Source organism: Spirillospora sp. NBC_01491 (assembly GCF_036227065.1).
Lineage (GTDB): Bacteria > Actinomycetota > Actinomycetes > Streptosporangiales > Streptosporangiaceae > Spirillospora > Spirillospora xylanilytica.
The window spans coordinates 3,592,427-3,618,142 of sequence record NZ_CP109432.1 but is presented as its reverse complement, the minus strand read 5'-3'; the positions used below and the strand labels follow the sequence as shown (position 1 = coordinate 3,618,142).

Here is a 25,716-nt window from a genome sequence, read left to right as displayed (position 1 = left end):
GGCGGTGGGAGCCGCCCGGGGGAGGTCCGGGGGCGGCCGGCAGGCCCGATAATGGGGGGATGCGGGTTGTGATCGCCGAGGACTCGGTGCTGTTGCGCGAAGGGCTCGTCCGGCTGCTCGGCGACGCCGGGATCGAGACCGCGGCGACGGTCGGGGACGGGCCGGGGCTGCTCGGCATCGTCGAGCGGCACGAGCCCGACCTGGCCATCGTGGACGTGCGGATGCCGCCCTCGTTCACCGACGAGGGCCTGCGGGCCGCGCTGGAGGTGCGGGCGCGGCGGCCGGGCACGCCGATCCTGGTGCTGTCGCAGTACGTGGAGGAGCGGTACGCCACCGATCTGATCGGCGGCGGGGCCGAGGGCGTCGGCTACCTGCTCAAGGAGCGAGTCTCCGACATCGCCGAGTTCATCGACGCGGTCCGCCGCATCGCCGCCGGGGGCACCGTGATCGACCCGGAGGTGATCGGCCAGCTCCTCGGCCGGCGGCGCACCGGCGACCCGCTCCAGACGCTCACCCCGCGCGAGCAGGAGGTGCTCGGGCAGATGGCCCAGGGCAAGGCCAACGGGGCGATCGCGCGGGACCTGGTCGTCACCGAGGGCGCGGTGGAGAAGCACATCTCCAACATCTTCATGAAGCTGGACCTGCAACCCGCGCAGGGCGGGCACCGCCGCGTCATGGCGGTGCTGGCCTACCTGGGCCGCTCCGAGGTCTGAGCCGGACTGGGGGCCGGGCTGGGGCCGGGCCGGGAGGCCGAACCAGGAGGTCAGAGCCGCGCCAGGACGTCCGGGCCGCACCAAGGGAGCGTCCGGGCAAGATCGGGAATGCCCGATGACCTCGGCACGTTCGGGTATCTGGCACACTTGGAGTGCAACCGCTGCGGTACCGGTTCACGCTTCCCACATCTCCCACGGCATCGCCGTGCGGGCCGGGGGCGCCCGGCGACCGCTCCAGGCGAGGAGATCTCATGAAGCCCGACATCCACCCGAACTACGTCGTCACGACCGTGACGTGTACGTGCGGGAACACCTTCGAGACCCGCAGCACCGCCGCGAGCGGTGAGATGCGCGCCGACATCTGCTCCGACTGCCACCCGTTCTACACGGGCAAGCAGAAGATCCTCGACACCGGCGGCCGGGTGGCGCGCTTCGAGCAGCGCTTCGGCAAGGGCAAGAAGGCCGACAAGTAGAGCGACCATCGCCGCACGGCGGCGACCAGGGGCGGCCCGGGGACTCTCCAGGTCCCCGGGCCGTTCGAAGTGGGCACTCGGAGGCCACGCGGCCGGAACGGGCCAGGACATACCGTGAATCTCGACGATCTCATCAGCGAGTACACCGACATCGAGGGGCGGCTCGCCGACCCCTCGGTGCACGCGGAGCAGAACCTCGCACGGCGGCTGGGCAAGCGCTACGCGGAGCTGCGCCCGATCGTCGAGACCTACCGCGAGCTGACCGCCACCGAGGACGATCTGGCCGCCGCGCGCGAGCTGGCCGGCGAGGACGAGACGTTCGCCGCCGAGGCCGTCGAGCTCGACAAGCGCCGCGAGGAGCTGGAGGAGCGGCTGCGCCGGCTGCTGGTGCCCCGCGACCCCAATGACGACAAGGACGTCATTCTGGAGGTCAAGGCCGGTGAGGGCGGCGAGGAGTCGGCGCTGTTCGCCGGCGACCTGCTGCGGATGTACCTGCGGTACGCCGAGCGGGTCGGCTGGAAGACCGAGGTCCTCGACGCGCACCCGTCCGACCTGGGCGGCTACAAGGACGTCACGGTCGCGGTGAAGGCGCGCGGGCAGGACGGCGGCGCCTGGACGCGGCTGAAGTACGAGGGCGGCGTGCACCGGGTGCAGCGGGTGCCGGTCACCGAGTCGCAGGGCCGCATCCACACCAGCGCGGCGGGCGTGCTGGTCAGCCCCGAGGCCGAGGACGTCGACGTCCAGATCGACGCCAACGACCTGCGGATCGACGTGTACCGGTCGTCCGGGCCGGGCGGGCAGAGCGTCAACACCACCGACTCGGCGGTCCGCATCACGCACCTCCCGACGGGCGTCGTGGTGTCCTGCCAGAACGAGAAGAGCCAGCTCCAGAACAAGGAGCAGGCGCTGCGCATCCTGCGGTCCCGGATGCTGGCGATCGCGCAGGAGCAGGCCGACGCCGCGGCCTCGGCCGAGCGCAAGAGCCAGGTCCGCACCGTCGACCGGTCCGAGCGGGTGCGCACCTACAACTATCCGGAGAACCGGATCTCCGACCACCGCGTCGGCTACAAGGCCTACAACCTCGACCAGGTGCTCGACGGCGATCTGCACAACGTGACGCAGGCGCTGGTCGACGCCGACATGGAACGACGCCTGGCCGAAGCCCAAGGATCATGAACCTGCTGCTCGACGAGATCGCCAGGGCGACCGCGCGGCTGGCCGACGCCGGGGCCGCCTCGCCCCGTGCCGACGCCGAGGAGCTCGCCGCGGCCGTGCACCGGGTCAACCGCTCCGAGCTGCACAGCGTGCCGGACAACGCGTTCGACGCCCTGTTCTGGGAGTACGTGGCGCGCCGCGAGGCGGGCGAGCCGTTGCAGCACATCACCGGCCGCGCGTTCTTCCGCTATCTGGAGCTGAAGGTCGGCCCGGGGGTGTTCGTGCCCCGGCCCGAGACCGAGGTGATGGCCGGCTGGGTGCTGGAGACGCTGCGCGACATGGACGTGCGCGACCCCCTGGTGGTCGACCTCGGCACCGGTTCCGGCGCGATCGCACTGTCCGTCGCGCTGGAGGCGCCGCGCGCCCGGGTCCACGCGGTCGAGAAGGACCCCACGGCGTTCGTGCACGCCACCCGCAACGTCGAGGAGCTGGACGAGCGGGGCCGGGTGCGGCTGCACCTGGACGACTTCGCGACCGCCCTCACCGAGCTGAACGGCACCGTCGACCTGGTCGTCAGCAACCCGCCCTACATCCCGATGAGCGAGTGGGAGTACGTGCCGCGCGACGTCCGCGACCACGACCCCGCCGACGCGCTGTGGGGCGGGGGCGACGACGGGCTCGACGCGATCCGCCGGGTGGAGTCGGCGGCGCGCCGGCTGCTGCGGCCGGGCGGCCACGTGGCGGTCGAGCACAGCGATCTCCAGGGCAACGGGGTCTACTGGATCTTCGCCGAGGAGAACGGCTGGCGCGACGTCCGCAACCGCCGCGATCTGACCAACCGCGACCGCTTCGTCACAGCGCGGTACGGCACCGACTGACGCCTCGGCCCCACCGGAGCGTGGATATCCTGGGGCGTGCCAGGGAGCACCAGCTCCGCGCAGATGGGAAGACGGGCGACCGTGAGCCGACGTTATGACTGCTCCGAGCCGATGGAGCGTACCCGGGGGATCGCGGACGCGGTCTCCGCCGTAAGGCGCGGTGAGCTCATCGTGCTGCCGACCGACACGGTGTACGGAGTCGGCGCGGACGCGTTCACCCCGCCCGCGGTGACCGCGCTGCTGGACGCCAAGGGGCGGGGCCGCGAGATGCCTCCGCCGGTGCTGGTCGGCTCGGTGCGGGCCGCGACCGCGCTGGTCGAGGACCTCGGCACCTACGGGCAGGACCTGATCGACGAGTTCTGGCCGGGCGCGCTGACGCTGGTGTGCCGGGCCAACCAGAGCCTGCTGTGGGACCTGGGCGAGACCAAGGGCACCGTGGCGATCCGGATGCCGATGCACGAGCTGACGGTCGAGCTGCTCAAGGAGACCGGGCCCCTCGCGGTCAGCAGCGCCAACCTCAGCGGCCGGCCCGCCGCGCGCTCGGCGGCGGACGCCGAGTCGATGCTGGGCGACTCGGTCTCGGTGTACCTGAACGGCGGGCGGTCGGGGCACGGCGACCCGTCCACGATCGTCGACCTGACCGGCGCCGTCCCGCGGCTGCTGCGCGCGGGCGCCATCCCGGAGGACAAGATCCGCTCCGTCGTCGGGGTGCTGCTCACCGACGAGGACAAGGCCGAGGACAAGGCCGAGGACAAGGCCGGGGACGAGGACGGTGCCGGGGAGCTCGCGGCCACGCCCGCCACACCCCCCGTCGAGCCCGCTGAGCCCGTCAAGGCGGAGCCGCAGGCCGAGGCGGAGGGTGAGGGGCAGGACGCCGTGAAGCCCTCGCTGGTGAAGGGCGCCGCGTCGTCCGACAAGCCGTCCCTCGGCAAGGACGAGCCCACGGCCGGCTGAGCCGTCCCGCCAGAGCTCGCCAGAGACCAGCAGGGGCCCGCCGGTGCCCTTGGCGGCCGGGGCGCCTCGCGGCGCGCGAGGATCCGGGTCAGGCATGCGAAAGGCCCCGCCGCGCGCGCGACGGGGCCCTCGGTGTCACCGGCTCAGAGAGCCGGTCACGGTTCGGCTCAGAAAAGGGTCTTGCCCGGGCCGTAGACGTACTGGCCGCTCTTCTTGCTGCGACCGCACTCCTGGACGTACAGGTGGCTGCTGTACGACGAGCTGACCTTGATCGAGACGGTGCCCTTGTTGTCGAAGTTGGCGCCGGAGCTGGTGACGATCTTGTGACGCGACCAGTACGCCTTGCCGCCTTCCGTGAACTTGAAGCGCACGCACGCGGTCCAGCCGTTCTTCTTGCTGTCCTGGAGGTAGCCGCTCACGTAGACGCTGCCGCCCGAGCGGGTGTAGGTCCCCCACGAGGCCAGGTTGCTGTACTTGTTGTACGGGGCCCACTTCTTGGTGACGGCGGCCTCGGCGGGAGCGCCCACGGCGGCCATGCCGGCCATCAGGGTTCCGGCGGCCAGGGCAACGGCAGCGATACGCCGCATAAGTCCCTCCACAATTCAGGTTTCGCGAAATAGCTCCGCAAACCTAGCAGTGTCCCCAAGATCGTTTTTATGGCGAGCTTAGATCGTGACCTGGTGCGGCCGAGGTCGGGCGGGGGGCGAACCTTTTCCGTGCCTTCACCGTCCAAGGGTCAGGGAGGCGGCTGTCCCGACGTCACGGGGGCAGACTGAAGGACCGAAATACACGGCGTTGGCGTCCGCAACCCGCCGGGCCTGCACCGGGGTCCGGGGTGATGGTATGACAAAGATCACAAACTGGTCATTCCTCATCCAAAGCGTCCAGCAGTGCCCGCATGTCGATCAGTGCGGCGCGCGCCTGCTCGACCACCCCGTCCAGCGCCTCGCGCGCGTCCTGCGGTGTCCCGGCCGCCCCGGCCTCGGCGATGCGGACCAGGCGGGCGGTGTGCTCCAGCACGGTGCCGCTCAGCCCGAGCGCGACCCGGTGCCGTTCGGCCTGCACGGCCTCGCCGGTCCGGGTCGCCACGGTCTCCCGCGCGGTCGTCTCCCAGCGCTGGCCGCGCCCGGTGACCGTCCGGCCCCAGGCCCAGAACGGGAGCAGCACCAGCGCCCCGAACAGCACGCCGCCGGCCAGCCCGAACGGGATCGTCCAGGGTCCGGGACGCGCGTCCGGCGCGGTCACCAGCAGGACCGTCCAGGCGACGGCCCAGGGGAGCGTGGCCGCGAACGGCGCGGGCCAGGTCGGACGGCCCGGACGCGCGTGGCCGGCGACCGAGTACACCGCGATCATCTCCGCCGTGCAGCCCAGCACCAGCACGCCGAGCAGGTCGACCGACCGCGCGCCCGCCGTCAGCGCCCACCCCACATCGATCAAGATCAGCGCGCCCAGCGTGAGGTACGGAGCGCGGCGCCGCCACCACAGCGGCACGGCACGGGCCACCAGCGCGATCACCACGAGCACCGACCCGCCCGCGGACCATCCGCCGAGGACCGGGTCCGGGGGCAGGAACGCCAGGAGGGGCGGCAGGATCGCGCAGAACACCACCACGGCCGCGTCCAGCACCTCGGGCCAGCCGGGCCCGCGCCGCGTCCCGGCGAGCGCGGCGGGCGAGGTGGGCGAGGTGGGGAGCACGGCGCGCACCGACCACCCGCCGGACTCGTCCGGGCCCGCGGCGAGCGTGCCGCCGAGCGCCTTGGCCCGGCCGCGCATCCCGGCGATCCCGCGTCCCGTGCCGAGCGCGGGGACGGACCCGCCCTCGCTGGGAGCCTCGTTGACGACCGCCACCTCCACCGCGTCCGGCAGGTGGCGGACCTCGACGGCCACAGACGCGCCCGGCGCGTACCGCAGGGCGTTGGTGAGCGACTCCTGGACGATCCGGTACGCGGCGGTGCTGACCTCCGGCCGCAGGCCGCTCCCGCGCGGCTCCTCGGCGGCGCCCCGCAGGGCGCGCGCCCGCCGCAGGGTGGCGAGGAGCGGGCCTCGCGAGGCCGAGGGCGCGCCCTCGACGACGAGCGACACCGGGACGCCCACCCGGATCAGCCCCTGGCACAGCGCGGGGAGCATGGCGTCCAGCTCGCCGTCCTCGGACTCGGTGCCCATGACGTCGACCAGCCGGCTGAGCGCCTTGAGGACGTCACGGCCGGTCTCGGCCGCGGCCGACAGCGCCGCCGCGGTCAGCTCGGGGTCGGACCGGCGGGCGACGGCGCCGCTGTGCACCACGACCGCGCTGAGATGGTGGCCGGCGACGTCGTGCAGGTCGCGGGCGAGCCGTTCGCGTTCGGAGCCGGCCGCGGCGCTCCGCTCCCGATCGGCCCCGGCGAGCCGCTCCGCCAGCCGGTCCCGCCGCTCCCGGTGCTCGCGGCGGAGCTGGCCGAGCGCGGTGACCACGATGTAGTAGAGGACGTTGAGCGCCTCGTTCAACGCCAGGTCGGACGCCGTCTGCTCGACCGGCAGCGCGACCGCGAACGCCACCGTGAACGTGGCCAGGCATCCGGCCATCGCGACCCGCCGTCCGCGCTGCACTGCCACGGAGTACAGCGCGACGCCGTCGCTCAGCCCGGCCACCAGGGTCTCGGTGCTCTGCACCGCGAGCAGGCCCGCGCCGTTGAGCAGCACCGCCGCCGCCAGCACCGGCACGGGCGCGACCCGCCGCCAGATCAGCGCGAGGCAGGACCCGATCACCGAGACCGCGACCGCCGTCCACTGGCCGTGCCCGAGCGGACGGTCCACGCCCGTGGTCAGCAGCCAGGTGCCGAAGAGCTGCGCGCAGGCCAGCGCTCCCGGCACGGCGAAGTCCGCCACGCTCGGCCAGCGCGCCCCGCCCGTCCGATCCGCCGCCGCACCGGTTCCCGGTGTCCTGTCAGGCCCCCCGGCCCGCGAGCCCCCGCTCATTTCCGTGCTCCGCCCCCGATCCCCTCACACGGAACGACAGTATGGCCGGTCCGGGGGATCGGCAGTGCCGAGTGCGGATCACGCCGGGCCGGGCCGCACCCGGCGCACGCCGGCACGGCACCTAACCTGAGCGGGAGAGACAGGGAACGTCACAGGGTAGTCGCTTCGTTACGCCGACAGACGGGCATCAACGGTGAAACCATGCCTGACGTGCATGCATGGGCCCGCGGGCGGATGGTCGCAGCGCTCGCGCTGATCGCCGTCCTCGGGCTGCCGGGCCCGTCGGCCGCCGCCTCCGAGGAGCGCGTCCCGGCCCTGGACGTGGTGCTGACGATCAGCCCGGACGGGACGCTGCGGGTCCGCGAGACGATCACCTACGACTTCGCCCCCGGTGGTGGGCACGGCCTCGTCCGGCGGGTGCGGTACCGGCACGGGGACCGGCTGTACGGGATCAGCGACATCCGGACGAGTTCGTCCACGGGCGCGCCCGCGCGCGCGAGGACGTTGAAGCTGCTGCACGAGGTGCAGATCAGCGTGGGCGACCGGAACCGGGCGGTGCACGGCCGGCAGGCCTATGTGATCGAGTACGACGTGGGCGGCGCGTTCACCCCGCTGCGAGGGCGCGACGAGCTGGTCTGGGACGCCGTCGGCACCGGCTGGGAGGTGCCGATCGGCGAGGCCGCGGTACGGGTCGAGGCGCCGGTGCCGCTGCGGAAGGTGAGCTGCCGCGCCGGGCGCCGACACGAGACGACCCCGTGCCTGCGGGATCGGGACGGGCCGTACGCCGTCGATTTCACCCAGCGGGGGCTGCGTCCCCGCGAGGGCATGACGGTGCGGGTCAGGCTGCCCAAGGGGGCGATCACCGTGCAGCGGCCCCGCTACGCGCCGCCGCGCTGGGCGGGGACCTGGCCGGGCACGGCGGTGCTCGCGCTGGCGCTCGGGTCGCTGGCGCTGACCGCGCGCCGTCCGGCGCGGCGGAGCGCGGGAGTCCGGCTGGTCGGGGCGGGCACGCTGCTGCTGGCGGCCGACGCGGCCGACGACGTGCTGGCGCGGGGGCTGTGGGACTTCGCGCTCGGCGATCTCGTGCTCGCCGGGCTCGCATTGATCATCGCGGGGGCGGGCGTGCTCGCCGCGCACCGCCGCGGGCCGGACCGCGACCGGAACTTTCGGACGCCCCAAGACGGAGCGGGCGCGCGGCGGGAGGAATAGAGTTGTCCGGGCACGCCGCCCGGCCGAACGCATCGTTCCCCGGCGGGTGCCGTCCAGCCGCCGGATGATCAGTGGGCGATCAGCGGCGATCAGCGAGGGGAGGCGCGGCCGAGTGCGGGAGTACCTGCTCATCATTCTGGTCGCCGCCCTCGTCGTGTACCTGGTGACTCCCGCCGTGCGCCGGTTCGCCGTCTGGTTCGGCGCCATGGCCGCGCCCCGCGACCGCGACGTGCACGTCATCCCGACGCCCCGGCTGGGCGGTCTGGCGATGTTCGGCGGCATGGTCGCGGCGCTGGTGGTGGCGACCGGGCTGCCCGAGATGCGCAAGGTCCTGGAGAACGGCGACGTCAGCGTGGCCAGGGCGCTGCTGCTGTCGGGCGGGCTGATCGTGCTGGTCGGGATCGCCGACGACCGCTGGGGCGTCGACGCGCTGACCAAGTTCGCCGGGCAGGTCGCGGCGGCCGGCATCTTCATCATGCAGGGCATCCAGGTCTACGTGATCCCGCTGCCCACGGGCGAGACGCTGTCGCTGCCGCCCACCTACGGGGTGCCGCTGACCGTGCTGATGGTGGTCGCCACCATCAACGCGGTGAACTTCATCGACGGCCTCGACGGGCTGGCGGCCGGAGTGGTCGGGATCGCCGCGACGGCGCTGTTCTCCTATGCCTACCTGCTGTCGAAGTCGGTCGGGGTCACCACGCTGAGCGGGGCGACGCTGACCGCGGCGGTGCTGGTCGGGATCTGCGCGGGCTTCCTGCCGCACAACTTCAACCCGGCCCGGATCTTCATGGGCGACACCGGTTCGATGCTGATCGGGCTGCTGCTCAGCGCGGGCACGATCATGCTGACCGGGCAGTTCGACACCGCGGTCCTGGGCACCTACGGGCTGTTCCCCTTCTATGTGCCGATCCTGCTGCTCCCGGCGGTGGCCGCGGTGCCGTTCATCGACATGCTGCTGGCGGTCTGGCGGCGCACCAACCAGGGCCGTTCGCCGTTCGCGCCGGACAAGCAGCACCTGCACCACCGGCTCCTGGAGCTCGGCCACTCGACCCGCCGCGCGGTGCTGATCATGTACTTCTGGGTCGGGCTGATGGCCTCGGGCGTGGTGGGGCTCGCGCTGAGCGACTCGACGCTGATGGTGGCCGGCGCGACCGCGCTGATCGCGGTCGCCGGCGTGGTGCTGATGATCGCCGGGCCGCGGCGCCGCCGCCGCCGCGACGCGCGGCGGGAGGCGGCCGGCCTGGCCGGCGGCCGGCCCGACGATCAGCCGGCCGCGCGCCCGCACGAACCCGTATAGGGACCCGAATTCGCGGAATGCCGCCGGGTGAGGGAGACCTTCCCGGAACGTGGTGAGAGTCACCGTCCGGCTATTCCCGGTGGCCGGGAAGTGTGCGCATTCCACCCGGGGCGTCGCTCTCGGTGATCGGCGTGAACGCCGCCTCTTCCTTCGGCGAGACGGTCCCGGCGGAACGCGCGGGACGGGTGCGCCCGGCTGCGCCGGTGCGCCGTGGCCTGGGCACGGTTCGTCGGGTCGCGCCCTCGCGCGCCCGCCCGGACGATGTGGCGGGCGGGTCGGGGCGATTCCCGCGCCCGCCCGCCGCGCTGTTCTCGAAGCGCGACCATTCGGCGGCGGCGGGTCACGATCGCCGGAATCGTATTCCTCCCGGCGGGCGGAACAAGATGATCGCGCGCGAGTAATGGGAGGACCTTTCCGGTCGATCGCCCCGGCGGAATGACTAGTCCGTCCGGCCGCTTCGTCGGGTGCTCGGCGGGCCGGCCGGTGCATCCACGGAGTGAGATCGCCGTCTCGCCTTGCGGGAGGCGGTGCGGTGCCCGGCGGCGCCCGGCCGCCGGCCCGTCCCGGAAGATCGGCGAAACCGGCGCCGTTGCGGCGGCCAAGGTGCTGAGCTGGGCTAAAGTCCGTGGAAGTCGCGCGTGCCGATGGCGTCCCCCGGTCTTTACCACCGGGGTAATTGTGGACATATCGGACGCTTGTGATACCTTTCACGAACCAGATACGACCACTGACCGTGACCAGCCGGAGCCCTCATGCAGTCTTCCGACGGCCATCCAGTCCGGGGTGCCGCGATACCGACCTCCCTGGTGGGGCTGGTCGCGGTGGTGATCGGCCTGCTGATCGCGGGTCCCAAGGGCGGCCTCGCCGCCGCGCTGGCGGCGGTCGTGGTGATCGCATTCTTCTCGGTCAGCGCGCTGGCCGTGGCCTGGGCGGCGAAGTTCTCGTCTCAGACGATGATGCTCGCCGCGCTGGCCAGCTACGCGGTCAAGATCCTCGCGGTGATGGTGCTGGTGACCGCCATGGACGGGGTCTCCCTGTGGAACACCAAGGTGTTCGGCTGGAGCGTCGTCGCCATGGCGCTGACCTGGATCGCGGCCGAGTTCCGCGTCGCCCTTCAGCCGGGAAGGCCCTACATTGACGAGCCCGAGACCGCCGCGGACCGGAGTCCCTGATGTCGCGGCCCGGAGTGGTTCTGGCACGTTTGGACTACTCCAATATGACCACCCGCGGGGTGGCCTGCTATCGTCCGGAGCGCGATGAGCGAGCAGGGACGTCGGCCGGAAGACGGCCAGCGCGAGTTCGCCGACGCCGCTTGGTCGGCCCCCAGCTATCTCCTGTCCGGGATGGCGATCTGGGGCGGGTCGGGCTGGTTGCTCGCCAAATGGACTGGTTGGAGCGGGTTTATCCCGATCGGCCTGATCATCGGTGTCGTGCTCTCCATCTACCTGATCTACGTGAAGTACGGTCGCCACCCCCTCTGAGCGGCCCCGCCGCCGAGGAAGCCTTCGTGATCCACCACCACATTGAAGAAGGGAACGCCGCGTGAACGCGCTGACGGTCCTCGCCTCCTCCGGCGGAGAGGAGTTCCAGGCCCCGGGGCCGGAACTCTTCGACTTTCCGCCCCTGTTCGCCGGCGGTCCGGCCTGGCTGACCAAGCCGACCGTCTTCGCGGTCGTCGGCGCGCTGGTCGTGTGCGTCTTCTGCTGGAGCGCGTTCGCCAAGCCGAAGCTGGTGCCGCGCGGCATCCAGAACATCGGCGAGATGGGCTACGTGTTCGTCCGCGACCAGATCGGCAAGCCGTTCCTCGGGCGCGACACCGAGCGCTGGATGCCGCTGCTGATGTCGCTGTTCTTCCTGATCTGGGTCTGGAACATCTTCGCGGTGATCCCGGTCATCCAGTTCCCCATCGCCTCGCACATCGCTTTCCCGATCGTGCTGGCCGTGGCCGTCTACTTCATCAAGGTCTACCTGGGCATCAAGAACCAGGGTCCGGTCAAGTACTTCACGAACCTGATCCCCAAGGGCCTGCCCAAGCCGATCTACATCCTGCTCGTCCCGATCGAGTATCTCTCCACCTTCATCCTGGCCCCGTTCACGCACGCGGTGCGGCTCTTCGCGAACATGTTCGCGGGGCACATGATCCTGGCGTTCTTCAGCCTCGTGGGCTTCTGGTTCCTCTTCGAGAAGCCGACCGCGCTCGGGTTCGGGGTGGGGATCATCGGTGTGGTGATGACCATCCTGATGACCGCCTTCGAGATGTTCATCCAGTTCCTACAGGCGTTCCTGTTCACGATGCTCGCTGCCATGTACATCAACAGCGGGCTGCACGCGGACCACTAGGCGCGACGTCCCAGGTCTGCGGCTCTACTACCGACCACCCCGATAAAGCCAGACCGGTGGAAACCTCCACCGGCCGACAGAAAAGGAAAGACCCATGACGGGAGAAGTCCTCGCTGCGGTCAGCGGCAACGTGACGGCGATCGGCTACGGCCTTGCCGCGATCGGTCCGGGCATCGGCGTCGGCATCATCTTCGGCCAGGGTGTCAACGCGATCGCCCGCCAGCCGGAGCTGACCGGTGTGATCCGTACCAACATGATGCTGGGCTTCGTGCTCACCGAGGCCCTCGCCCTGATCGGGCTTGTCGCGCCGTTCCTCTTCCAGAGCCTCAAGTAACGGGTAGACCGAAGGAAGGGCTGCATCATGATCACAGCAGCTTCCGTTCTGGCGGCGGAAGAGAACAACCCTCTCATTCCGCACCCGTATGAGCTGATCGTCGGAATCTTCTCGTTCGCGGTCGTGCTCCTGGTGGTCGGCCGGATCCTCGTTCCGCGGATCCAGCAGACCCTCAACGAGCGCACCGACGCGATCGAGGGCGGGCTCAAGCGGGCCGAGACGGTACAGGAAGAGGCCAAGGAGGCGCTCGAGCGCTACCAGGCCCAGCTCAAGGCGGGCCAGCTCGAAGCGTCCAAGCTTCGCAAGAAGGCCGAGGACCAGGGCGCCGCGATCATCGCGGAGATGCGCGAGCAGGCCCAGGCCGAGGCGCGCCGCATCGTCGAGGCCGCACAGGCCCAGATCGAGGCGGAGCGTCAGCAGGCCCTGGCCTCGCTGCGCAGCGAGATCGGCACCCTGTCGGTCGAGCTGGCCGGTCGCGTGGTGGGCGAGTCCCTGGAGGACAGCGCCCGGCAGAGCCGCGTGGTCGACCGCTTCCTTGAGGAGCTCGAAGGCCGCGCGCGTAGCCAGGAGCAGATCACATCATGACCATCACGGGAGCGGTCAGCAGGGCATCGCTGGCCGAGTCGAAAGAGCGGCTGGAGGCGGTGCTCGACCGTCCGGGCGAGCCCGCCGGCCTGGCCTCGCTGGGCACCGAGCTGTTCGCGGTGCTCAACCTGGTCGACCGCGAGCACGGCCTGCGCCGGGCGGTGTCCGACCCGGCGCGGGACGGCGCCGACAAGGCGCGCCTGTTCCAGGGGCTGCTCGAGGGCAAGGTCTCGCAGGCCGCTCTCGAGCTGGTCGCCGACGTGGTCCGGATGCGCTGGTCCAAGCCCTCGGAGCTGTCGGACGGGGTGGAGACCCTCGCGGTCACCGCCGAGGCCGCCCGCGCCGAGGCCGACGGCCGGATCGACGACCTGGAGGACGAGCTGTTCCGGTTCTCCCGGGTCGTCGAGGGCGAGCCCGCGCTGCGCGGCGCGCTCGGCGGGGCGGGACTGCCGGCCGACCGCAAGCAGGGCGTGCTGAACGCGCTGCTGGAGGACAAGGTCACGCCGTCCACCCTGGTCCTGGTCACCGAACTGGTGCTGCGGCCCCGGGGACGTAGCCTGGAGGGCGGTCTCGCCGAGTACGGCAAGCTCGTCGCCCAGCGGCGGGAGCGGCTGGTCGCGCTGGTGCGCACCCCGGTCGAGCTGTCCGAGGCCCAGCGCACGCGGCTCGCCGCGGTGCTGGCAGCGGCCTACGGCCACGAGGTACACCTGAACATCGAGCTCGACCCGGGTGCGGTGGGCGGCCTGTCCGTCCAGCTCGGGGACGAGATCATCGACGGCACGATCGCCGGGCGGCTGGACGAGGTCCGCCGGCGGCTCGCCGGCTGAGGCCGGCGGGACCCGCGGCGGGGCGGGGCGGAGCGAGGAGCTCCGCCGGCCGCCGCGGGGTCTGGGGGACTCCCCCAGATGTTTGGCTGAGCTGACCCCATAGGGAGCAAGAGAGGAATCATGGCGGAGCTGACGATCCGTCCGGATGAGATCCGGAACGCGCTGGAGCGCTTCGTCCAGTCGTACGAGCCTGAGGCCGCCGCGCGCGAAGAGGTCGGCACCGTTGTCGATTCCGGCGACGGCATCGCCCACGTCGAGGGCCTGCCCTCCGCGATGGCGAACGAACTCCTGGAGTTCGAGGACGGTACCCGTGGCCTGGCTCTGAACCTGGACGTGCGTGAGATCGGCGCCGTTGTCCTGGGTGACTTCAGCAAGATCGAGGAGGGTCAGAAGGTCCGCCGGACCGGCGAGGTCCTCTCGGTCCCGGTCGGTGACGGCTTCCTCGGCCGCGTCGTCGACTCGCTGGGCAACCCGCTGGACGGCAAGGGCGCCATCGAGTCCGACGAGCGTCGCGTGCTCGAGTTGCAGGCCCCCACGGTCGTGCAGCGCCAGTCTGTGAGCGAGCCGCTCCAGACCGGCATCAAGGCGATCGACGCGATGACGCCGATCGGCCGCGGCCAGCGGCAGCTGATCATCGGCGACCGGCAGACCGGCAAGACCACGGTCGCGGTCGACACGATCATCAACCAGAAGGAGGCCTGGGACTCCGGCGACGAGAAGCGGCAGGTCCGCTGCATCTACGTCGCGGTGGGCCAGAAGGGCTCCACGATCGCCAACGTGCGCCGGCAGCTCGAGGAGTCGGGCGCGCTGGAGTACACCACGATCGTGGCGGCGCCGGCCTCCGAGCCCGCGGGCTACAAGTACATCGCCCCCTACACCGGGTCGGCGATCGGCCAGCACTGGATGTACCAGGGCAAGCACGTCCTGATCGTCTTCGACGACCTGTCCAAGCAGGCCGAGGCCTACCGCGCGGTGTCGCTGCTGCTGCGCCGCCCGCCGGGCCGCGAGGCCTACCCGGGTGACGTCTTCTACCTGCACTCCCGGCTGCTGGAGCGCTGCGCGAAGCTGTCCGACGACCTCGGCGCCGGTTCGATGACGGGCCTGCCGATCATCGAGACCAAGGGCAACGACGTCTCGGCCTACATCCCGACCAACGTCATCTCCATCACCGACGGCCAGTGCTTCCTGGAGACCGACCTGTTCAACCAGGGCGTCCGGCCGGCGATCAACGTCGGTATCTCGGTCTCCCGGGTCGGCGGCTCGGCGCAGGTCAAGGCGATGCGGAAGGTCGCCGGCACGCTGCGGCTGGCGCTGTCGCAGTTCCGCGACCTGGAGGCGTTCGCCGCCTTCGCGTCCGACCTCGACGCCGCCTCGCGCGCCCAGCTCGAGCGCGGCGCCCGCCTGGTCGAGCTGCTCAAGCAGCCGCAGGGCAGCCCGTTCCCGGTGGAGCAGGAGGTCGTGTCGGTGTGGGCCGGCACCTCCGGCGAGCTCGACGACGTTCCGGTCGAGGACATCCGCCGCTTCGAGCGGGAGTTCCTCGACCACCTCGGCCGCGAGGAGACCGGTCTGCTGACCGGCATCCGCGAGACCGGCCAGCTGTCCGACGACGGTCTCACCAGCCTCAAGAACGCCATCACGGAGTTCAAGCAGGGCTTCGAGACCAGCGCCGGCGCGCTGCTCGGCGAGGACGCGTCGATCGAGGCGATCGACGAGGAGTCGGTCGAGCAGGAGACGATCACCCGCGTCAAGAAGGACTGATCGGGGATGGCCCAGGTACGTGAACTCCGGCAGCAGATCAAGTCGGTCAAGTCGACCGCCAAGATCACGCGCGCCCAGGAGATGATCGCCACCTCCCGGATCGTCAAGGCCCAGCAGGCGGTGGCGGCCTCCAAGCCGTACGCCGACCAGATCACCCAGGCGCTGAGCGCGCTGGTCAGCCACCACGTCGGGATCGCCCACCCGCTGCTCCAGGAGCAGCCGGCGGACACCCGCAGCGCGGTGCTGATCATCACCAGCGACCGCGGCTTCTGCGGCGCCTACAACGCCAACGTGATCCGCGAGGCCGAGTCCCTCATCAAGGCGCTGCGCGAGCAGGGCCGCGATCCCGTCCCGTACGTGGTCGGCAACAAGGGCATCACCTGGTACCGGTTCCGCGACCGCGAGGTCGAGCAGACCTGGAACGGGTTCAGCGACCGCCCCGCGTTCGCCGACGCCGAGACGATCGGCCGCAGGCTGGCCGCGGACTTCCTCAAGACCGACGCCGAGGGCGGGGTCGGGGAGATCCACGTCGTCTACACCGAGTTCGTCTCGATGCTGACCCAGCAGGTTCAGGTCCGGCGGCTGATGCCGCTGGAGATCGAGGAGCGGACCGAGGGGGACGGCGGATCGCGGGCGCTGCCCGCGTACGAGTTCGAGCCGTCCGCGGAGGCCGCGCTCGACCTGCTTTTGCCCAACTATGTCGAGAGCCGCATCTTCCACATGCTGCTTCAGTCGGCCGCGTCCTTCCAGGCGTCGGTCCGGCGGGCCATGAAGTCGGCCACCGACAATGCCAACGAACTGCTCGGGGTCTACACGCGCCAGATGAACCAGGCGCGGCAGGCCGCGATCACCCAGGAAATCAGCGAGATCGTCGGTGGCGCTGACGCGCTCGCCGATTCTGGCGGGGAGTGAGAATGACTGCTCAGGTAGAAACGGCGACCGCCACCGGGCGGGTCGTCCGGGTCATCGGCCCGGTCGTCGACGTGGAGTTCCCCGCCGACGCGATCCCGGGCATCTACAACGCCCTGCACGTGGACGTGGAACTGGCCGGCGAGACCAAGGAGCTCACGCTCGAGGTCGCGCAGGACCTCGGTGACAACATGGTCCGGGCCATCTCCATGCAGCCGACCGACGGCATGGTGCGCGGCGCTCCGGTGGTCGACACGGGCGAGCAGATCTCGGTGCCCGTCGGCGACGTCACCAAGGGCCACGTGTGGAACGCCCTCGGGAAGCCGCTGGACGTGCCGGAGGCCTCGCTCAAGATCACCGAGCGCTGGGGCATCCACCGCACCGCTCCGGCGTTCGACCAGCTCGAGTCGCGCACCGAGATGCTGGAGACCGGCATCAAGGTCATCGACCTGCTCAGCCCGTACGTCAAGGGCGGCAAGATCGGCCTGTTCGGCGGCGCCGGCGTGGGCAAGACCGTGCTCATCCAGGAGATGATCCGGCGTGTCGCGCGCAACTTCGGCGGCACCTCGGTGTTCGCCGGCGTCGGCGAGCGCACCCGTGAGGGCAACGACCTGTGGGTCGAGATGGACGAGGCGGACGTCCTCAAGGACACCGCCCTGGTCTTCGGCCAGATGGACGAGCCCCCGGGCACCCGGCTCCGGGTCGCGCTGTCGGGCCTGACGATGGCGGAGTACTTCCGCGACGAGCAGGGCCAGGACGTGATGTTGTTCATCGACAACATCTTCCGGTTCACCCAGGCCGGCTCGGAGGTCTCCACCCTGCTCGGCCGGATGCCGTCCGCGGTGGGCTACCAGCCCACCCTGGCCGACGAGATGGGCGTGCTCCAGGAGCGGATCACCTCGACCCGCGGCCACTCGATCACCTCGATGCAGGCGATCTACGTGCCCGCGGACGACATCACCGACCCGGCGCCGCACACGGTGTTCGCGCACCTCGACGCGACCACCAACCTCTCCCGGGACATCTCGGCGAAGGGCATCTTCCCGGCGGTGGACCCGCTCGACTCCAGCTCGCGGATCATGGACCCGCAGGTGCTCGGGCGCGAGCACTACGACGTCGCGCAGGAGGTGGTGCGGATCCTCCAGAAGTACAAGGAGCTCCAGGACATCATCGCCATCCTCGGCATCGACGAGCTGTCGGAGGAGGACAAGGTCACCGTCCAGCGGGCGCGGCGCATCGAGCGCTTCCTGTCGCACCCGATGTACGTGGCCGAGCAGTTCACCGGCCAGCCCGGTGTCACGGTGCCCAAGGACGAGACGGTCGCCTCGTTCAAGGCCATCGCCCAGGGCAAGTACGACCACCTGCCCGAGCAGGCGTTCTTCATGTGCGGCGGCATCGAGGATGTCGAGAAGAAGGCCAGGGAGCTGGAGAAGTAGCCCGCCGCGGCGGGGCCGGGACCGGCCCGTTCACCGGGCCCGGTCCCGGCCCCGCCGCGACAGCTCTGCTATTCGGAGGACAGACACGTGGCAACCCTGAAGGTCGGGCTGGTCTCGCCGGAGCGCGAGATCTGGTCCGGCGAGGCCAAGATGGTGGTCGCGCAGACCATCGAGGGCCAGCTCGGCATCCTGCCGGGGCACGCCCCGGTGCTGGGCGTCCTCCTCGACGGCAGCGTGGTGAAGATCGAGCCGGCCGACGGCGGCGAGGCGATCTCGGCCATGGTCGGCAGCGGCTTCTTCTCGATCGCGGCCGACGAGGTGTCGGTGCTGGCCGAGCAGGCCGAGCTGGGCACCGAGATCGACGTGTCCGAGGCCCGGCAGCGGCTCCAGGACGCGCTCTCCGAGAGCGGCGACAACCCGGAGGAGATCGCGACGGCGGAACGGCGTGCGCGCGCTCGGCTGCGCGCGGCGGGCGTGGACGCCTAGACTCGGCGATCGGGAGTCGGAACGGCGGGCGGGGGACTTGGGCGGTCAGCTGGCAGTGGACGCGGGCGCGCTGCTCGCCGCCCTCGTCCTGCTGGTGGCGCTGGTCTTCGTGCTGCTGTCCGCGCGCCGCTGGCTGTTCGTCCGGCGCGGCGGAACGGTGGAGTGCAGCCTGCGCCTGATCGCCGGGGACGGCTCTCCCGGGGCGTGGCGCCTCGGCATCGGCCGCTACAAAGGCGATGAGCTGCACTGGCATCGCGTGTTCGGTTTTCGCAGCAGGCCCCGGCAGGTGATTCACCGCCGGGGCCTCGTCGTGTCCAACCGCCGCCGTCCCGGCCCGGACGAGGCCGAAGGACTGCTCCCCGGCGTCGGCGTCATCGAGGTCCGCGACGGCGACCGCACCGTCGAGCTGGCGATGGGCGCGTCCGCGCTCACCGGGTTCCTGGCGTGGCTTGAGGCGGCGCCGCCCGGTTTTCCGGTAGACCTGCATCAGCCGGAGTAGGGCCCTTCCCTGGAGTGCATGTGCGCAGCCTCGCCATCGTCGCCGCCGTCACCGTGAGTGCCTGGTCGATCACGGGGACCGCGTTCGCGGTCCCCGGCCCGTTCCGGCCGGCGCCGGTCGACCTGCCGCGGCTGGTGACGCTCAAGGACATCCGCGCGCACCTGGCCGCGTTCGAGGAGATCGCCCGCTACAACGGCGGCGACCGGGCCGCGGGGGAGCCGGGCGACGCGGTGACGGTGAAGTACGTGGTCGCGCGGCTCAAGGCCGCCGGGTTCACGCCGCGCGTGCAGCGGTTCGCGTTCGACGCCTGGACGGAGCGGTCCAAGCCCGTCCTCGCGCGGACGGCGCCCGGCCGGAGGGCCTACCGGGCGAGCAAGGACTTCAGCACGCTGACGTTCTCCGCCGCGGGCGACGTGACCGCCCGCGCGGTCGCGGTGGACGTCCCGGCGCGCGGTGCGGGCACCAGTGGCTGCGAGGCGTCCGACTTCGCCCGCTTCCCCAAGGGCGCCGTCGCGCTGATGCAGCGCGGCACCTGCACGTTCGAGGCCAAGGCCGACCGGGCGAAGGCGGCCGGCGCGCGGGCCGTGGTGATCTACAACAGGCCGGGCGAGAAGGGCCCGGTGGCGGGCACGCTGAACACCCCGTTCGAGCTGCCCGCGGTCGCGCCCACGCACAGGCTCGGACTCGGGCTGGTCGCGGCGGCGCGGCGCGGCGGCCTGCGGCTGCGGGTCAGGACCGACACCAGGACGTCCCGCAAGCGCACGGCCAACGTGATCGCCGAGACCGGGGCGGGGCGGGCCGACAACGTGGTGCTGGCCGGCGCGCACCTGGACAGCGTGCCCGCGGGGCCGGGGATCAACGACAACGGCACCGGCGCGGCGGCCCTGCTCGCCGTCGCGGGGAAGATCGCCGCGCTGGGTCGGGCCGGCCTGCGCAACAAGGTGCGGTTCGCCTGGTGGGGTGCCGAGGAGGAGGGGCTGCGCGGCTCGTCCCACTACGTCGGGGCGCTGAGCGCGGCGGACCGCGCCAGGATCGCGCTGAACCTCAACTTCGACATGCTCGGCTCGGTGAACGGGGTCCGCGGCGTGTACGACGGCGACCACTCGGTCAAGGGCGGCAGCACGCCGCCGCCCGGGTCGGGGGCGATCGAGAAGATCTTCCGCGACTACTACGCCCGGCGCGGGCTGCCGACCGTCGACAGCGAGTTCAACGGCCGCTCCGACTACGGGCCGTTCATCGAGCACGGGATCCCGGCCGGCGGGATGGACACCGGTGCCGACGGGATCAAGACCGCCGCGCTGGCCAAGCGGTTCGGCGGCACCGCGGGCAAGGCGTTCGACCCCTGCTACCACAGCAGGTGCGACACCTTGAAGAACGTCGACTTCAGGCTGCTGGACACCGGTGCCGACGGTGTCGCGCACGCCGTCCAGCGGCTCGCCGGGAGCACGCTGGTGGTGAACGGCGCGGGGGCGAACGAGGCGGCGCGGCGCGCGGGGGTCCGCGCCGGTGCGGGGGCGGGTGCGGGGGCCGAGTGGCGCGGCGGCCTGCTCGTCCGGTAGCCGGCCGGTCAGTAGGGGACGACGCTGATGTCGCCGCTGTCGGACCGGGCATTGATCGTGATCTTGGCGGTGGGGTCGCCGGACGTCCCGACCGTCCGGTGCCCGTAGGTGCTCTTCGCGTCGACCGCGTAGCGGCCGGCGCGCGGGACTTTGATCTCGGTGGCGCCGCTGTCGGCGCGCGTCACGATCGAGCCGGGCGGGGAGGCGAAGGTCAGCCGGACGTCGCCCGCGTCGGCGGTGGCCGACACCGAGCCGTCCGGCGTGCCGCGCAGGCCGGTGCCGGTCACGTCGCCGAGGTCGGCCAGCGCGCTCACCGATGAGCGCAGGTCCTTGAGCCGGATGTCGCCGGCGTGGACGCGCAGCTCGACCGCGGTGGCGCGCGGGACCCGCACCAGGTAGCCCACGTTGCAGTTGCTGGTGCCGATGCCGTGCGCCTCGGGGCAGGTGTAGCCGAGGGACAGTTCGCCGCGGGCCAGCGCGTGCGTGGTGGCGGGGCGGCGGTGCGTGCTGTAGTTGAGCCGTTCGCGCACCTCGACCGCCGTGACGTCGGCGCCCACGATCTCCACGTCACCGCCGCGGCTGGCCACCTTCACCCGGTTGACCTGGCCGGTGACCTGGTAGGAGTGGTCCACGTCGCGGGTGCTGCCGCCGAACCCCAGCTCGCAGCCGCTCAGCGCGACCGCCGCCCCGATCGTCAGCGCGATCGTCCCTGCCAGCCTCTTCATGCTCTGCTCCGTGTGGTTGGTGAGGGGGTCGGCTACGCGGGGGAGACGGTGATCGCCCCGTCGCCGGTGGTGACCGTGACGTGCCGCGGGGACCGCGAGTCCTGGTGCACGGCGGGGTCGACGCGCTTGGCCCCGGTGTCGCTGGTCAGATCGATCAGGTAGCCCTGCCCGCCGGGCAGGAACAGCCGCACCCTGCCGATGTCGGTCTTGACGTCGACCGTGCCCGGTGCCGAGGCCAGGCCGAGCCGGACGGCCCCGTCGCCCGTCCGGGCGGTGAGCCGGTCGGCGGTGAGGCCGCTCGCGGTGATCGGCCCGGTGTCGGTGTGCAGGTCGGCGGTGGTCGCGCGGCCCGTGAGCCGGATCGCCCCGTCGCCCGTCCGGGCGGTGAGCCGGTCGGCGGTCAGGCCGGTCGCGGTGATCGGGCCGGCGTCGGTGCGCACGTCGGCGGTGCCGGCCCGGCCGCTGATCTCGATCGCGCCATCGCCCGAGCTGGCGATCAGGGACGTGGTGCGCAGGTCGCCGGCGGTGATCGGCCCGTCGTCGGTGGAGATCCGCACGGTGCCGGTGAGCCCGGCGACCGAGACCGGGCCGTCATGGCCCTCGACCTGGACGGACGTGGCGCGCGGCACCTGGACGCGGTAGGAGATCCCGCAGCGGGCGTCGCCGAGCACCGTGCGGGCGCACGTGGCCGACAGGGACAGGGCGTCGCCCCGGGTGACGTGCTGCGGGACGGGCTTGTTGCCGTCGTTGGACCAGCTCAGCCGTTCGCGGACCTTGATGGCGGGGGAGTCGGAGGCCACGATCTCGATCCGTCCGGTGCCGGAGCCGACCTTGAGGGCGGTGATGCCCGCGGGCGCGTTGTAGGACCGGTCCTCATGGCGCGTTCCGACGTTCAGCCCGCACCCGGCCAGCAGCGCCGCGGCGGCCACCGCCGAGACGGCCACCGCCCCGGCCGGGACAGCCGTCCCCTTCAGCTTCCGCACGTCGTCTCTCCCGCCCTCGGCCGGCATCCCCGTAGGCAACCCAGCCTGGCCGTGGCGGCGGGGCGGGCGCCAGGAGGCGGCCCCGTGCAACGGGGGTGGGGATAGCCCCACCCCCGTGCCGCGCGGCGCCCGTCGGGGTCCCGTCAGGGCGCGTTCAGCGCTCGCCGCCGGGCTTCCAGAGGGTGTCGCCGTGCTCGGCGTTGGCGACCCGGCAGAGGATGAACATCAGGTCGGACAGCCGGTTGAGGTAGCGGGCGGTGAGCGCGTTGACCGCGTCGCCGTGGGCCTCGATCGCGGCCCAGGCGGACCGCTCGGCGCGGCGGGTCACCGTGCGGGCGACGTGCAGGAGCGCCGCGCCGGGCGAGCCGCCGGGCAGGATGAAGCTGCGCAGCTTCCCCAGGTCGGCGTTGTGCTCGTCGCACTCGGCCTCCAGACGGTCGATGTAGGCCGGGTCGACCCGCAGCGGCGGGTACTCGGGGTCGGGCACCACCGGGGCGCACAGGTCGGCGCCGACGTCGAACATCTCGTTCTGCACGCGGGTCAGGAGCCGGACGAGCGGCTCGGGCAGGGACCCGAAGGCGATCGCGGTGCCGATGGCGGCGTTGGCCTCCTCGACGTCGGCGTACGCGGCCAGCCGGGGGTCGGTCTTGCTGGTCCGGGACGCGTCGCCGAGCGCCGTGGTGCCATCGTCGCCGGTGCGGGTATAGATCCGGGACAGTACGACCGGGGTCTCCCTGTTCTTCGCCATGCCCGTCACCCTAACCGCCCGGCGGGCGTCGTCCGAGGCCGCGGCGGGGGGAGGGACCGACCGAGGGCCGACGGGGTTGGAATTCGGTTCGGTAGTGTTTCGCCTAGCTCGTCTGGTTTGCGGCGCTGAACCCCGGAGGCTGCCTTGTACGACTACATCATCGTGGGTGCCGGCAGCGCGGGCTGCGTGCTCGCGGCCCGGCTCACCGAGGACCCCGGCACCAGCGTCCTGCTCCTGGAGGCGGGCCCGCCGGACGACGCCCCGGAGATCCACATCCCGGCCGCGGCCGCCTCGCTGATCAAGGGCCCGTACGACTGGGACTACTCGACCACGCCGCAGGAGAACGCCGCGGGCCGCAGCGTCTACTGGCCGCGCGGCCGGACCCTCGGCGGCAGCTCGTCCACCAACGCGATGATCTACATCCGCGGGCACCGGTACGACTACGACACCTGGCGGGACGTGCACGGCTGCGCGGGCTGGGGGTACGCCGACCTGCTGCCCTACTTCCGGCGCGCCGAGGACCAGCAGCGCGGCGAGTCCGCGGCCCACGGCGCCGGGGGCCCGCTGCGGGTGGAGGACCTGCGGTACAAGCACCCGCTCACCCGGGCCTGGGTCGGGTCGGCCAAGGCCTACGGCCTGGCCGCCAACGGAGACTTCAACGAGGGCGAGCAGGACGGCGTCGGCTTCTACCAGGTCACGCACAAGCGCGGGAGGCGCTGGTCGACGGCGTCGGGCTACCTGCGCCCGGCCCTGGACCGGCCGAACCTCACCGTGATCACCGACGCCCTCGCGACCCGGGTGCTGATCGAGGACGGGCGGGCCGTCGGCGTCCGCTACGAGGCGCGCGGCGAGACGGCCGAGGCCCGCGCGGGCGCCGAGGTGCTGCTGTCGGGCGGCTCGATCAACAGCCCGCAGCTGCTCATGCTGTCGGGCGTCGGCCCCGCCGCGCACCTGCGCGGGCACGGCATCGACGTCGTCGCGGACGCCCCCGTGGGGGAGGGCCTCCAGGACCATCCGTTCGTCAACGTCATGTTCGCCACGCCCCGGACCAAGGGGCTGTGGGAACTGGCCACCGCCCGCGCGTTCGCCCTCTACCAGACGCTCGGACGGGGCCCGTACGCGTCCAACGTGGCCGAGGCGGGCGGCTTCACCCGGACGGTCGACGGGCTGCCCGCCCCCGACCTCCAGTACCACGTGCTGCCCTCGCCGTTCATCGACCAGGGCCTGGTCGATCCGACGCAGCGGCTGCTGTCGGTCATGGTCACCGCGGTCGCGGTCGCCAGCCGCGGGACGCTCACGCTCCGCTCCGCCAGCCCTTACGCCAAGCCCCTGATCGATCCCGCCTACCTCGCCGACAAGGCCGATCTGGACATCCTGGTCGCCGGGGTGCGGCAGGCCCGCGAGATCGCCGCCACCGGTCCGCTGGCCCGGCTCGTCGGCGGCGAGTGGGCGCCCGGCGAGCAGGTCGAGAGCGACGCGGCGGTGATCGAGTTCGTCCGGCGGGAGTGCGCGACGCTGTTCCACCCGACCAGCACCTGCGCGATGGGCGGCGCCGACACCGCCGTCTGCGACCCCGAGCTGCGGGTGCGCGGCGTCGAGGGGCTCCGCGTGGTGGACGCCTCGGTCATGCCGGCCGTCCCGCGCGGCAACACCAACGCGCCGACGATCGCCATCGCCGAACGCGCCGCCGACCTGATCCGCGGCGACACCCCGCTCGCCCCGGCGGCGGGCTGACCGCCCGGAGCCGCCGCCCGGAGCCGCCGCCCGGAGCCGCCGCCTGGAGCCGCCGCCTGGAGCCGCCGCCTGGAGCCGCCGCCCGGAGCCGCCGCCTGGAGCCGCCGCCTGGAGCGGCGGCCGGCCGTTCAGAGGGGCGGCGGGTTCATCGCGTAGACGGTGGTCGGACGGTCGGCGTCCCTCGGACCGCCGGCGAAGTAGACGACGTCGTCCGCCGTGGACAGGCTTTCGGCCCTGAGGTCGTCGACGTGCTGGACGATCTCGCCGGAGGCCGGGTGGAAGCTCAGCACGCCGCCCTTGGTGGCCAGGTGGACGCGGGCGCCGGCGGACGCGGCGAACAGGTCGGACGGCTCCTCGATCGGCTTCTGCCAGGTCGCCCGCCCGTCGCCGGCCCCCACCGCCGAGAGCTGGTCGGCGCCGTTGAAGACGATCGGCCCGGACCCCTCCATGAGCGGGGTCAGCACGCGCGGATCGGAGGACGGGTCGGCGGTCAGCCCGCCGCCCGCCTGGAACGTCCACATCGGCCTGCCGCTCCTGCCCTCGAAGGCGTGCAGGGTGTCCTGGAGGCCGGTCACGTACACGAACGGGCCGACCGCCTTCGGGAGCCAGCCGCCGGTCGGGTCCTTGCGGGCGGGATTCGCGGCGGCCCAGAGCCGCCTGCCGTCCGCCGGTCCGAACGCGGTCAGGCCCCGCTCGGTGGACACGTAGACGGCGCTGCGTCCCGCCACTGGAGTGCCGACGATCCGGTCGGGCAGGGCCGCGGACCACAGCGGCCGGTCGCGGTTCATCCGGTACGCGTCGAGCCGCTGCCCGGCCCCCACGTAGAGCGTCGTGCCCGCGAACGTCCGAGCAGCCGGTAGCCGCCGATCTCCCGCGGGTCGTCCGATTCCAACGGCCCCATGCACACTCCCGTACTCGCCAGGGCCGCTCACTCTAAGCCGGGCCTCCCCGGTACGACGCACGAAATCACCGAAATGCCGGACCGCAAAAGGAAAACGCCCCCGTCGTGAGACGGGGGCGTCGATCGAGGGGGACAGGCCGGAGCCGTCACCGCTTGAGGGCCTTGACGAGGCGGACGCGCCGGGCGTGCTTGGCCTCGGCGCGGAGCGCCTGCACGCGGTCGTCGACCAGGACCTTGGCGAACTCGGGGCGGATCATG

General features: G+C 72.2%; 26 protein-coding genes. 20 read left to right on the top strand and 6 right to left on the bottom strand.

Going from position 1 to position 25,716, the window contains the following annotated elements:
* The first annotated feature begins 59 nt into the window (after nucleotides 1–59).
* From OHA34_RS16820 to OHA34_RS16800, 5 genes are all read left to right on the top strand, one after another.
* Nucleotides 60–713 carry a response regulator transcription factor gene (locus OHA34_RS16820; protein ID WP_285942131.1) on the top strand — a complete coding sequence of 218 codons (654 nt, stop codon included), beginning with the start codon at nucleotides 60–62 and terminating at the stop codon, nucleotides 711–713.
* A 251-nt stretch (nucleotides 714–964) separates the two neighbouring features.
* Nucleotides 965–1,186 carry a 50S ribosomal protein L31 gene (gene rpmE / locus OHA34_RS16815; RefSeq protein WP_285942130.1) on the top strand — a complete coding sequence of 74 codons (222 nt, stop codon included), beginning with the start codon at nucleotides 965–967 and terminating at the stop codon, nucleotides 1,184–1,186.
* Between the two features lie 114 nt (nucleotides 1,187–1,300).
* Nucleotides 1,301–2,362, top strand: coding sequence for a peptide chain release factor 1 (gene prfA, locus OHA34_RS16810; RefSeq protein ID WP_285942129.1), 1,062 nt, complete (start codon nucleotides 1,301–1,303; stop codon nucleotides 2,360–2,362).
* The gene (prmC, locus tag OHA34_RS16805; protein WP_329522149.1) at nucleotides 2,359–3,219 is read left to right on the top strand and encodes a peptide chain release factor N(5)-glutamine methyltransferase; all 861 of its coding nucleotides are present in this window, start codon (nucleotides 2,359–2,361) and stop codon (nucleotides 3,217–3,219) included. Before prfA ends, prmC begins: the two co-directional genes overlap by 4 nt.
* Before the next feature lie 111 nt (nucleotides 3,220–3,330).
* Nucleotides 3,331–4,173 (top strand): L-threonylcarbamoyladenylate synthase, encoded by an 843-nt coding sequence (locus OHA34_RS16800; protein WP_443029640.1) that lies wholly within the window; start codon nucleotides 3,331–3,333, stop codon nucleotides 4,171–4,173.
* 167 nt (nucleotides 4,174–4,340) lie between these two features.
* On the opposite strand, the gene OHA34_RS16795 is transcribed toward OHA34_RS16800, so the two are convergent.
* On the bottom strand, nucleotides 4,341–4,760 hold the full coding sequence (locus OHA34_RS16795; protein WP_285942126.1) for a hypothetical protein: 420 nt from the start codon (nucleotides 4,758–4,760) through the stop codon (nucleotides 4,341–4,343).
* A gap of 277 nt (nucleotides 4,761–5,037) precedes the next feature.
* Nucleotides 5,038–7,038 (bottom strand): ATP-binding protein, encoded by a 2,001-nt coding sequence (locus OHA34_RS16790; RefSeq protein WP_329522147.1) that lies wholly within the window; start codon nucleotides 7,036–7,038, stop codon nucleotides 5,038–5,040.
* A 291-nt stretch (nucleotides 7,039–7,329) separates the two neighbouring features.
* Here OHA34_RS16790 and OHA34_RS16785 point away from each other — a divergent pair, with 291 nt between their 5' ends.
* From OHA34_RS16785 to OHA34_RS16720, 14 genes are all read left to right on the top strand, one after another.
* Complete coding sequence (locus OHA34_RS16785; RefSeq protein ID WP_329522146.1) at nucleotides 7,330–8,337, top strand: DUF2207 domain-containing protein; 1,008 nt, start codon at nucleotides 7,330–7,332, stop codon at nucleotides 8,335–8,337.
* Between the two features lie 112 nt (nucleotides 8,338–8,449).
* Nucleotides 8,450–9,634 (top strand): MraY family glycosyltransferase, encoded by a 1,185-nt coding sequence (locus tag OHA34_RS16780; RefSeq protein ID WP_285942123.1) that lies wholly within the window; start codon nucleotides 8,450–8,452, stop codon nucleotides 9,632–9,634.
* Between the two features lie 752 nt (nucleotides 9,635–10,386).
* Nucleotides 10,387–10,806 carry a hypothetical protein gene (locus OHA34_RS16775; RefSeq protein ID WP_329522145.1) on the top strand — a complete coding sequence of 140 codons (420 nt, stop codon included), beginning with the start codon at nucleotides 10,387–10,389 and terminating at the stop codon, nucleotides 10,804–10,806.
* Between the two features lie 84 nt (nucleotides 10,807–10,890).
* Complete coding sequence (locus tag OHA34_RS16770) at nucleotides 10,891–11,115, top strand: hypothetical protein (RefSeq protein ID WP_285942121.1); 225 nt, start codon at nucleotides 10,891–10,893, stop codon at nucleotides 11,113–11,115.
* Between the two features lie 61 nt (nucleotides 11,116–11,176).
* A complete protein-coding gene (gene atpB, locus OHA34_RS16765; protein WP_329522144.1) occupies nucleotides 11,177–11,974 on the top strand; it encodes a F0F1 ATP synthase subunit A in 798 nt (265 codons plus the stop codon).
* Between the two features lie 94 nt (nucleotides 11,975–12,068).
* Nucleotides 12,069–12,308, top strand: coding sequence for an ATP synthase F0 subunit C (atpE, locus tag OHA34_RS16760; RefSeq protein ID WP_285942119.1), 240 nt, complete (start codon nucleotides 12,069–12,071; stop codon nucleotides 12,306–12,308).
* Between the two features lie 27 nt (nucleotides 12,309–12,335).
* Nucleotides 12,336–12,893, top strand: coding sequence for a F0F1 ATP synthase subunit B (locus tag OHA34_RS16755; RefSeq protein WP_285942118.1), 558 nt, complete (start codon nucleotides 12,336–12,338; stop codon nucleotides 12,891–12,893).
* On the top strand, nucleotides 12,890–13,720 hold the full coding sequence (locus tag OHA34_RS16750; RefSeq protein WP_285942117.1) for a F0F1 ATP synthase subunit delta: 831 nt from the start codon (nucleotides 12,890–12,892) through the stop codon (nucleotides 13,718–13,720). The genes OHA34_RS16755 and OHA34_RS16750 overlap by 4 nt, the downstream gene beginning before the upstream one ends.
* A gap of 120 nt (nucleotides 13,721–13,840) precedes the next feature.
* Nucleotides 13,841–15,478 (top strand): F0F1 ATP synthase subunit alpha, encoded by a 1,638-nt coding sequence (atpA, locus tag OHA34_RS16745; protein ID WP_285942116.1) that lies wholly within the window; start codon nucleotides 13,841–13,843, stop codon nucleotides 15,476–15,478.
* 6 nt (nucleotides 15,479–15,484) lie between these two features.
* Nucleotides 15,485–16,390, top strand: a complete 906-nt coding sequence (locus tag OHA34_RS16740) for a F0F1 ATP synthase subunit gamma (RefSeq protein WP_285942115.1) — start codon at nucleotides 15,485–15,487, stop codon at nucleotides 16,388–16,390.
* A 2-nt stretch (nucleotides 16,391–16,392) separates the two neighbouring features.
* On the top strand, nucleotides 16,393–17,823 hold the full coding sequence (atpD, locus tag OHA34_RS16735; RefSeq protein WP_285942114.1) for a F0F1 ATP synthase subunit beta: 1,431 nt from the start codon (nucleotides 16,393–16,395) through the stop codon (nucleotides 17,821–17,823).
* Nucleotides 17,824–17,910: 87 nt separating this feature from the next.
* Nucleotides 17,911–18,309 (top strand): F0F1 ATP synthase subunit epsilon, encoded by a 399-nt coding sequence (locus tag OHA34_RS16730; protein ID WP_285942113.1) that lies wholly within the window; start codon nucleotides 17,911–17,913, stop codon nucleotides 18,307–18,309.
* 37 nt (nucleotides 18,310–18,346) lie between these two features.
* Complete coding sequence (locus OHA34_RS16725; RefSeq protein WP_329522143.1) at nucleotides 18,347–18,808, top strand: DUF2550 domain-containing protein; 462 nt, start codon at nucleotides 18,347–18,349, stop codon at nucleotides 18,806–18,808.
* Nucleotides 18,809–18,828: 20 nt separating this feature from the next.
* Nucleotides 18,829–20,367 carry a M28 family peptidase gene (locus OHA34_RS16720; protein ID WP_329522142.1) on the top strand — a complete coding sequence of 513 codons (1,539 nt, stop codon included), beginning with the start codon at nucleotides 18,829–18,831 and terminating at the stop codon, nucleotides 20,365–20,367.
* 8 nt (nucleotides 20,368–20,375) lie between these two features.
* Here the strand turns inward: OHA34_RS16720 and OHA34_RS16715 are convergent, their stop codons facing one another.
* The 3 genes from OHA34_RS16715 to OHA34_RS16705 all read right to left on the bottom strand — a co-directional run bounded on the left by OHA34_RS16715 (nucleotide 20,376) and on the right by OHA34_RS16705 (nucleotide 22,823).
* Entirely contained in the window at nucleotides 20,376–21,092 is a 717-nt protein-coding gene (locus OHA34_RS16715) for a DUF4097 family beta strand repeat-containing protein (RefSeq protein WP_285942110.1), read from the bottom strand.
* Between the two features lie 32 nt (nucleotides 21,093–21,124).
* Nucleotides 21,125–22,075: a DUF4097 family beta strand repeat-containing protein gene (locus tag OHA34_RS16710; RefSeq protein ID WP_285942109.1), complete on the bottom strand. Its 951-nt coding sequence runs from the start codon at nucleotides 22,073–22,075 to the stop codon at nucleotides 21,125–21,127.
* Nucleotides 22,076–22,229: 154 nt separating this feature from the next.
* On the bottom strand, nucleotides 22,230–22,823 hold the full coding sequence (locus tag OHA34_RS16705; RefSeq protein ID WP_285942108.1) for a cob(I)yrinic acid a,c-diamide adenosyltransferase: 594 nt from the start codon (nucleotides 22,821–22,823) through the stop codon (nucleotides 22,230–22,232).
* A 144-nt stretch (nucleotides 22,824–22,967) separates the two neighbouring features.
* Here OHA34_RS16705 and OHA34_RS16700 point away from each other — a divergent pair, with 144 nt between their 5' ends.
* The gene (locus tag OHA34_RS16700; protein WP_329522141.1) at nucleotides 22,968–24,557 is read left to right on the top strand and encodes a GMC family oxidoreductase; all 1,590 of its coding nucleotides are present in this window, start codon (nucleotides 22,968–22,970) and stop codon (nucleotides 24,555–24,557) included.
* Nucleotides 24,558–24,685: 128 nt separating this feature from the next.
* Here the strand turns inward: OHA34_RS16700 and OHA34_RS16695 are convergent, their stop codons facing one another.
* Nucleotides 24,686–25,462: an outer membrane protein assembly factor BamB family protein gene (locus OHA34_RS16695; RefSeq protein WP_329522140.1), complete on the bottom strand. Its 777-nt coding sequence runs from the start codon at nucleotides 25,460–25,462 to the stop codon at nucleotides 24,686–24,688.
* Between the last annotated feature and the right edge of the window lie 254 nt (nucleotides 25,463–25,716).

Bases quoted from the DNA above. Each gene is read 5' to 3' on its own strand.
- OHA34_RS16820 (WP_285942131.1), top strand. From the start codon at position 60: ATGCGGGTTGTGATCGCCGAGGACTCGGTGCTGTTGCGCGAAGGGCTC.
- rpmE (WP_285942130.1), top strand. From the start codon at position 965: ATGAAGCCCGACATCCACCCGAACTACGTCGTCACGACCGTGACGTGT.
- prmC (WP_329522149.1), top strand. From the start codon at position 2,359: ATGAACCTGCTGCTCGACGAGATCGCCAGGGCGACCGCGCGGCTGGCC.
- OHA34_RS16800 (WP_443029640.1), top strand. From the start codon at position 3,331: ATGGAGCGTACCCGGGGGATCGCGGACGCGGTCTCCGCCGTAAGGCGC.
- OHA34_RS16795 (WP_285942126.1), bottom strand. From the start codon at position 4,760: ATGCGGCGTATCGCTGCCGTTGCCCTGGCCGCCGGAACCCTGATGGCC.
- OHA34_RS16785 (WP_329522146.1), top strand. From the start codon at position 7,330: ATGCCTGACGTGCATGCATGGGCCCGCGGGCGGATGGTCGCAGCGCTC.
- OHA34_RS16775 (WP_329522145.1), top strand. From the start codon at position 10,387: ATGCAGTCTTCCGACGGCCATCCAGTCCGGGGTGCCGCGATACCGACC.
- OHA34_RS16770 (WP_285942121.1), top strand. From the start codon at position 10,891: ATGAGCGAGCAGGGACGTCGGCCGGAAGACGGCCAGCGCGAGTTCGCC.
- atpE (WP_285942119.1), top strand. From the start codon at position 12,069: ATGACGGGAGAAGTCCTCGCTGCGGTCAGCGGCAACGTGACGGCGATC.
- OHA34_RS16755 (WP_285942118.1), top strand. From the start codon at position 12,336: ATGATCACAGCAGCTTCCGTTCTGGCGGCGGAAGAGAACAACCCTCTC.
- OHA34_RS16750 (WP_285942117.1), top strand. From the start codon at position 12,890: ATGACCATCACGGGAGCGGTCAGCAGGGCATCGCTGGCCGAGTCGAAA.
- atpA (WP_285942116.1), top strand. From the start codon at position 13,841: ATGGCGGAGCTGACGATCCGTCCGGATGAGATCCGGAACGCGCTGGAG.
- OHA34_RS16740 (WP_285942115.1), top strand. From the start codon at position 15,485: ATGGCCCAGGTACGTGAACTCCGGCAGCAGATCAAGTCGGTCAAGTCG.
- atpD (WP_285942114.1), top strand. From the start codon at position 16,393: ATGACTGCTCAGGTAGAAACGGCGACCGCCACCGGGCGGGTCGTCCGG.
- OHA34_RS16715 (WP_285942110.1), bottom strand. From the start codon at position 21,092: ATGAAGAGGCTGGCAGGGACGATCGCGCTGACGATCGGGGCGGCGGTC.
- OHA34_RS16705 (WP_285942108.1), bottom strand. From the start codon at position 22,823: ATGGCGAAGAACAGGGAGACCCCGGTCGTACTGTCCCGGATCTATACC.